This is a genomic window from Flavobacterium soyangense, from assembly GCF_015277675.1.
GTDB lineage: Bacteria > Bacteroidota > Bacteroidia > Flavobacteriales > Flavobacteriaceae > Flavobacterium > Flavobacterium soyangense.
In genome coordinates, this window is sequence record NZ_JADHEC010000011.1 from 82,930 (window position 1) to 89,884 (window position 6,955).

At 33.7% G+C, this 6,955-nt stretch carries 6 protein-coding genes; 1 reads left to right on the top strand and 5 read right to left on the bottom strand.

The genetic code is table 11. The annotated features are described in order from the left end of the window. Positions 1 to 9: 9 nt before the first annotated feature. Positions 10 to 1,734: a tetratricopeptide repeat-containing sensor histidine kinase gene (locus tag IR213_RS07025; protein WP_194311598.1), complete on the bottom strand. Its 1,725-nt coding sequence runs from the start codon at positions 1,732 to 1,734 to the stop codon at positions 10 to 12. Between the two features lie 542 nt (positions 1,735 to 2,276). Here IR213_RS07025 and IR213_RS07030 point away from each other — a divergent pair. Continuing rightward, complete coding sequence (locus IR213_RS07030) at positions 2,277 to 3,146, top strand: hypothetical protein (protein ID WP_194311599.1); 870 nt, start codon at positions 2,277 to 2,279, stop codon at positions 3,144 to 3,146. Positions 3,147 to 3,417: 271 nt separating this feature from the next. Here IR213_RS07030 and rplT read toward each other — a convergent pair whose 3' ends face one another. The 4 genes from rplT to thrS form a co-directional block, all read right to left on the bottom strand. Continuing rightward, positions 3,418 to 3,762 (bottom strand): 50S ribosomal protein L20, encoded by a 345-nt coding sequence (gene rplT / locus IR213_RS07035; RefSeq protein ID WP_194311600.1) that lies wholly within the window; start codon positions 3,760 to 3,762, stop codon positions 3,418 to 3,420. 165 nt (positions 3,763 to 3,927) lie between these two features. Next, entirely contained in the window at positions 3,928 to 4,125 is a 198-nt protein-coding gene (gene rpmI / locus IR213_RS07040) for a 50S ribosomal protein L35 (protein ID WP_194311601.1), read from the bottom strand. Positions 4,126 to 4,242: 117 nt separating this feature from the next. Next, complete coding sequence (gene infC, locus IR213_RS07045; protein WP_394344383.1) at positions 4,243 to 4,800, bottom strand: translation initiation factor IF-3; 558 nt, start codon at positions 4,798 to 4,800, stop codon at positions 4,243 to 4,245. Positions 4,801 to 4,816: 16 nt separating this feature from the next. After that, complete coding sequence (gene thrS, locus IR213_RS07050) at positions 4,817 to 6,763, bottom strand: threonine--tRNA ligase (RefSeq protein WP_194311602.1); 1,947 nt, start codon at positions 6,761 to 6,763, stop codon at positions 4,817 to 4,819. Positions 6,764 to 6,955 lie beyond the last annotated feature (192 nt).

A 6,955-nucleotide genomic window follows, 5' to 3' on the forward strand; every position in this document is an offset into this window, starting at 1 on the left:
TGATATTAATTATAAAGGGATTGTGAAACTTGTTTTGAATCCTTTTCCAGATTCAGTATCAAAAGTAATAGTTCCTTTTATAGCCAGAATACGGTTTTCCACATTTTGCAGTCCATTTCTTGAATTTATTTTATCGAATGCTGTTCCAATCCCGTTATCACTGTATTCAATTTTTAATTTATTTTCAATTTTTTTAAAAGTAATTACGGCCAAACTGGATTGACTGTGCTTTTTCATATTGACCAATAGTTCTTGTAACACGCGATAAACAATAATTTTTTTATTTGCTTCCAATGCGTTCCAATTAACTATGTCCAGTTCGTTGATCAAGACATTTGTAGCTTCAGTACTGAAACCTGCCATCATTTCTTTTAGACTTGAAACAAATTGCAATCCCGTGTCAATTGAACTGTTTTCTTTGGAAATATTGCGTGTTCTTGAATAAATGGTATCCAAATTATTGAGCAATATCTCTTTGTTTTGACTAGAAGACAAATCTTGCGTTTCTGCAAATGCCATGGTGTGATAGACATCGTTTGCAAGTTCGTCATGCAGTTTTTTGGCAATTCGGGTTTCAGTATCGTAGGAGGTTTGAATTTTTTCTTTTTTGTTTATTGCTTTTAAAAAATGATATAGAAAAACAGTAGATATAAAGCCAATTAATATCAAAAAATACAAGAGCAGGTTTTTGTTTTTTTGTTGCTCCAGTTCAAATGCAGTTTGGGCTTTCTGGCTTTTTAAAGCTTGATTTTCATCCTTTTCTTTCTTAGAATCGTATTTTATTTTGGCAAATTGATTTCTTGCTTTTTGTCTAGCTTTAATGATGCTATCATTGATATGGATGTATTTTTCGAAATAGAGTTTCGATTGATTTCCCGTGCTGGATTGGATTAATAATGCTAATGATTCCAATCGATTATCAACATTATTCACTTTTGTAGCTTTTTCGTAAGCCATTTGCGCATAATTATTAGCTAATCGCGGATTGGTTTGTTTGTAATATTTAGTAAGATTAAGATAGCTTGTCGCCATTCCTAAGTCATCCTTTGTTCTTTTTTTTATTTTTATGCCCTGATTTAAATAATCAATTCCTTTAGTATTACCCACTTTGAAGTAAGAATAACCTAGATTATCAAGTACTTTTGAATAAGATGCCGAATCATTTATAATTTCTTTTTTCAAAGTCAAAGGAAGGAGAATTTGTATGGCTTTATTATAATCATTTTTAGCCATATATGTTACAGCAATATTGTGGATGAATTTCAGTTTTCGAATTTTGTCGATTTTTGAATGTAACCCCATATTGTAATAATATAAGGCATTGTCATAATCATATAGTTTCATATAAACAATCCCCAGTAAATTATAAATGGAACATTCGTAAGATGGATGCATCGTTTTATTTAAAAATGGGATAGCTTCAATGGCAGTAGTCTCACTACCGGTATAATCTCCTAGGTTTTGTTGAATTTCGGACATTCTTGCCAGAGAATAAATGATTCTGGTTTTGTCTATTCTAGGATTACATAAAGACTTTGCCTTATTGAGATAATAGTAAGCACTATCATATTTCACTTTTTCAAAATAGTTGTCACCAAGGTCAATGACACGGTCAATTTCTTTTAGATTACTTTTTTTATCGGGGAGGTTTTTTGGTTTTTTTTCGCAGGATTGCAGTATGAGAAATAATGCCACTAAAACAAAAATCGGGAAATTGACTTTTTTGAATATCATTTCCCGAAATTACAGAAATTTATTATATAATAATAAATCTATTGAGATAATTTATTTATTATGGTTTAATAGGCGGGATTGGAATGGGATCTCCCGGATTATCTGCTACTACTCTCACTTTATTATTACTTTGGGATTTTCCCGCGGTATCATCTGTGCAAGAAAACACAACTATACTGGCGATGACGTACATCGATACTAAAAATATTCTTTTCATTTTTTTTGAATTATAAATTTGACATAGGTTGGGCTGTTCGATATTGAAATCGAATCATTGCCTGAGCTTAAATCCATTATAAATGGATTGCTCTTTTGCTTTTTTTGGGAAGTGAAATGTGCAGAAACAGAATAGCAGGATTTATACTTCCCGGATAAATATGTCATTCTGAATAGCAACATTTTTTTAGAACTAGTTTCGTACATTTGTCTGAATTGCAGGTTAAGACAAGAACTAATTCTGAAGCAAAGGAATAGGGTTTTAGACTGACTATTGACAACGGATTCCAATCATTCCGAAGATTCCGAACAATTCCATAAAGGCTATGAACAATAACACTACTGATGATTATAAAACAGCTGTAAAGACTAAATATGAAGATGCTAAAGCCGGAAATTTTTCAGGATTTTTATTAAAACCTTCTCCTGCCGAATTGAAAAATTTATGTTTAGTATTGTTTGATAAAGGAATCAACAAATTAGACCAAGAAATATTGGATAGATTTTTTGAGCTTGATGATAAGTCCAACAAACGGAAACAGATAGAAAATTTTGATGTGGATAAATTAAGACCAATCAGTAATTTTTTGAAGGATAAAACAGAAACAACTAGGGTTGTAAATTTGGATTTAATGGCAGTTTTGGTAGATTTTAATCCAAGACCATACAGGAAGTTTTTGACTGGAAAGGAAATAGTGAAGTTGACAGCTGATTTTAGTATAAATGAAAGTTCAAAAAAAGATAAGAAAAGAGAGGAGACAATTGAAAAAAGTGGAGGGGTTTTAGAGGAATTTAAAAAGAGTAGTATTTCGAAACGAATGGTTTTAGTAGTTTTGGTATTGTTAGTTTTTGGTTTAGTGGGTTATGGTGTCAAAAGCAATTTTTTCCCAGATAAGAATTGTATGGTTTGGGTAAAAAATCACTATCAAGCTGTTGAATATGATAAAGTGAAAGACACAGCTGAAGTGAGTCCGATAAATCAGGATGTTTTGGATAATTTCAAAAAGATAACTGTTTCTGATTCTACCTCATTCTTCAAAAATGGGGATTATAATCACCCATTAGTTTGGTATGGAAAATCTCCAGATAAAAAACAATATGAATATTTTAATCAACCAGGATTGCATCCCGAAACAGGAAAAACATTAAAGCCTATATCAAAATATATAATTAAGAAATATATACTTAGTAAATAGTGGGTTTGATTAAATTCTTATTTATGTTAATTAGAATAAGGTGATTGAAATTGAAAAAGTGTAAAATAGCCCCGATAGCAATGAAAATCCCACGTCATTGCGAGGCACGAAGCAATCCCGTGGATTGAAATGCATAGCGGGACAACTCGTGTAAGGGGAAGCAAATGTTACGCTCCTGATATTTTTAGATGAGAATGACTCACAAAAAAACCCAATCTTTCGATTGGGTTTCTATATAAGTAAGTAATCTTAAATTGAGTTGATAAAACGTTTATTTTACTTTATTAAGTATGGCTTTGAAAGCTACTGGATGATTCATTGCTAAATCGGCAAGAACTTTACGGTTCAATTCGATGTTATTAGCTTTGCATTTCCCGATGAATTGTGAATAAGACATTCCTTCTAATCTGGCTCCAGCGTTGATACGTTGAATCCACAAAGCACGGAAATTTCTTTTGTTCACTTTTCTGTCACGGTAAGCATAGCACATTGCTTTCTCAACCGCATTTTTTGCAACTGTCCAAACGTTTTTACGACGACCAAAGAAACCTTTGGCTTGCTTCATTATCTTTTTTCTTCTTGCTCTTTTAGCAACTGAATTTACTGATCTTGGCATAATTTTTTTGTGTTTTTGTAGCTGGCGTCCCGAATTTAATCAAGGGAACTTAAGGCCATACTCCAAGGTTATTTTAAATTGTTTTAACCTAAAGAATTGGTTGTTAGTTATTGGTTTTTAGTTGTTGGAATTTTTTACCATCAACCATCAACCGAAAACCATCAACTATAGTATTCTTAATTGTTGTTTGATGCTTTTCATATCTGTTTTGTGAACTAGCGCTGAGTGTGTCAAAGCTAATTTACGTTTTTTAGATTTTTTAGTCAATATGTGACTTTTGAAAGCATGCTTTCTTTTAATCTTTCCAGAACCAGTAACTTTAAAACGTTTCTTGGCGCTAGATTTGGTTTTCATTTTAGGCATTTTTTCCTAGTGTTTTTAATTTATTCCTACTTACTTATTTTTTAGTCCAAAGTTTGAATGTATAAAGTCTAAATATCAGTAGCTGACTTTTGACTTTATGACCTTCGACTTTAAGACTTATTTCTTTTTCTTCGGGGCAATGAACATAATCATTCTCTTTCCTTCAAGAACGGGCATTGCTTCTACTTTTCCAAATTCTTCAAGATCTGTCGCTAATCTCAATAACAAGATTTGACCTTGGTCTTTATATATGATTGAACGCCCTTTAAAGAAAACGAATGCTTTCAATTTAGAACCTTCTTTCAGAAATTTTTCTGCATTTTTTCTTTTGAATTCATAATCGTGCTCATCTGTTTGAGGGCCAAAACGAATTTCTTTTACTACAATTTGAGTAGATTTTGCTTTAAGCTCTTTTTCACGTTTCTTTTGCATGTAAACAAACTTTTTATAGTCCATTATCTTGCAAACAGGCGGCTCTGCATTTGGCGAAATTTCAACCAAGTCTAATTCGAATTCGTCTGCTAATCGTAACGCTTCAGAAAGTTTAAAAACTCCTGGCTCGATATTTTCACCCACAAGTCTTACTTCTTGCACACCACGGATAAGATTATTAATCCTATGGGCATCTTTTTTTTCTACTCGAGGTTGATAACCTCTATTGCTTCTTATTGCTATGACTTTATAATTTAAGTTAAACTGTAAATGTTTTTAATGTTTTGCCTATTTCTTCGTTTACAATTGCAGCAAATTCCTCAATTGTAACGGTAATGTTTCCTTTTCCTTCTTGTCCGTGACGACGTATGGATATGGTTCCGTTTTTCTCTTCTTCCTCGCCTACAATCAGCATAAACGGGGTTTTTTGCATTTCTGCATCTCTAATTTTTCTTCCAATTGACTCGTTTCTGTTGTCAATTAGGGCGCGAATTTCGTGATTTTCTAGCAGATTTAAAACTTTTTTCGCATATATTTCATATTTATCACTCAAACACAATATTATAGCCTGTTCTGGCATCAGCCAAAGCGGGAATTTACCTGCTGTATGTTCGATCAAAATGGCGATAAATCGTTCCATCGATCCAAAAGGAGCTCTGTGAATCATAACTGGTGTATGTAGTTGATCGTCAGAGCCTTTGTAAGTTAATTCGAAACGCTCTGGCAGGTTGTAATCAACCTGAATGGTTCCCAATTGCCATTGTCTTCCAAGGGCATCTTTTACCATAAAGTCCAACTTTGGGCCATAGAAAGCAGCTTCGCCATAAGCGACAACTGTTTTCAGTCCTTTATCGGCAGCGGCATTGATAATCGCATTTTCCGCTTTTTCCCAGTTTTCATCGCTTCCTATATATTTTTCTCTGTTTTCTTGATCACGCAACGAAATCTGAGCCGTGAAGTTTTCGAATCCTAACGAGCCAAAAACATACAATACCAAATCAATAACGTTTTTGAATTCTTGATCCAATTGATCTGGCGTACAAAAGATATGGGCATCATCTTGAGTAAACCCACGAACACGAGTCAAACCGTGTAATTCGCCACTTTGTTCGTAACGATAAACAGTACCAAATTCTGCGTAACGTTTTGGTAAATCTTTGTACGACCAAGGTCTTACATTAAAGATTTCACAGTGATGAGGGCAGTTCATAGGTTTCAATAAAAACTCTTCACCTTCGGCAGGAGTATTTATTGGTTGAAAACTATCAGCACCATATTTAGCATAATGACCTGAAGTCACATATAATTCTTTTTGTCCAATATGTGGAGTAACTACTTGCTCGTAACCCGCTTTCTTTTGTGCTTTTTTCAAAAACTGCTCCAAACGATCACGCAAAGCAGCTCCTTTAGGCAACCACAATGGCAAACCTTGACCAACTTTTGCCGAAAAAGCAAACAGTTCCAGCTCCTTTCCTAGTTTTCTGTGGTCACGACGTTTCGCTTCTTCCAGCAATTCTAAGTATTCGGTTAAGTCTTTTTGTTTTGGAAATGAAATACCATAAACACGAGTAAGTTGTTTGTTCTTTTCATCACCACGCCAGTAAGCACCGGCAATACTCATGATTTTCATTGCCTTAATGATTCCAGTATTCGGAATATGACCACCACGACACAAATCAGTGAAAGTAGAATGGTCACAAAAAGTAATCGTTCCGTCTTCAAGATTAGTAATCAATTCAGTTTTGTAAACGTTGTCTTTGTATACTTCCAATGCTTCCGCTTTTGAAACAGGACGCAATTTAAATTCGTGTTTCTCTCTCGAAATAGCTAAAACACGATCTTCGATTTTTTTGAAATCGGCATCCGTAATCTTTTGATCTTCAAAATCAACATCATAGTAAAAACCATTGGATATTGCTGGTCCAAGTGTCAGTTTTATCCCTGGATACATTTCTTCAAGAACCTGTGCCATCACATGCGAAGTCGAATGCCAGAAAGCCTTTTTACCGCCTTCGTCATTCCACGTATATAATATAAGACTGCCATCCGTCGTCAAAGGAGTTGTGGTTTCCACAATTGTACCATCAAAAGAAGCCGAAATCACGTTTCTGGCAAATCCTTCACTAATGTTTATCGCAACATCCATAGGAGTTACTCCTTTTGCAAACTCTTTAACTGACCCATCGGGCAAACTAATCTTAATCATTGTTTTTAATTTTGTGAATGCAAATATAGCGCATTACTAAAATACATACAATATATATGTACAAGTTTATACATTACCCGTTGGGTGTAATTATTTGAAGTAAAAAATATTAATTAGATATTGCTCAAGACACTGAAATTCAGTATCTTGAAGTCGCAAAACAAACAATATCCATGTCAAATATAATAAAAA

Excerpts from the sequence above, each read along its gene's own strand:
- thrS (WP_194311602.1), bottom strand. The coding sequence starts at position 6,763 with ATGATTAAGATTAGTTTGCCCGATGGGTCAGTTAAAGAGTTTGCAAAA.
- rpmI (WP_194311601.1), bottom strand. The coding sequence starts at position 4,125 with ATGCCTAAAATGAAAACCAAATCTAGCGCCAAGAAACGTTTTAAAGTT.
- IR213_RS07030 (WP_194311599.1), top strand. The coding sequence starts at position 2,277 with ATGAACAATAACACTACTGATGATTATAAAACAGCTGTAAAGACTAAA.
- rplT (WP_194311600.1), bottom strand. The coding sequence starts at position 3,762 with ATGCCAAGATCAGTAAATTCAGTTGCTAAAAGAGCAAGAAGAAAAAAG.
- IR213_RS07025 (WP_194311598.1), bottom strand. The coding sequence starts at position 1,734 with ATGATATTCAAAAAAGTCAATTTCCCGATTTTTGTTTTAGTGGCATTA.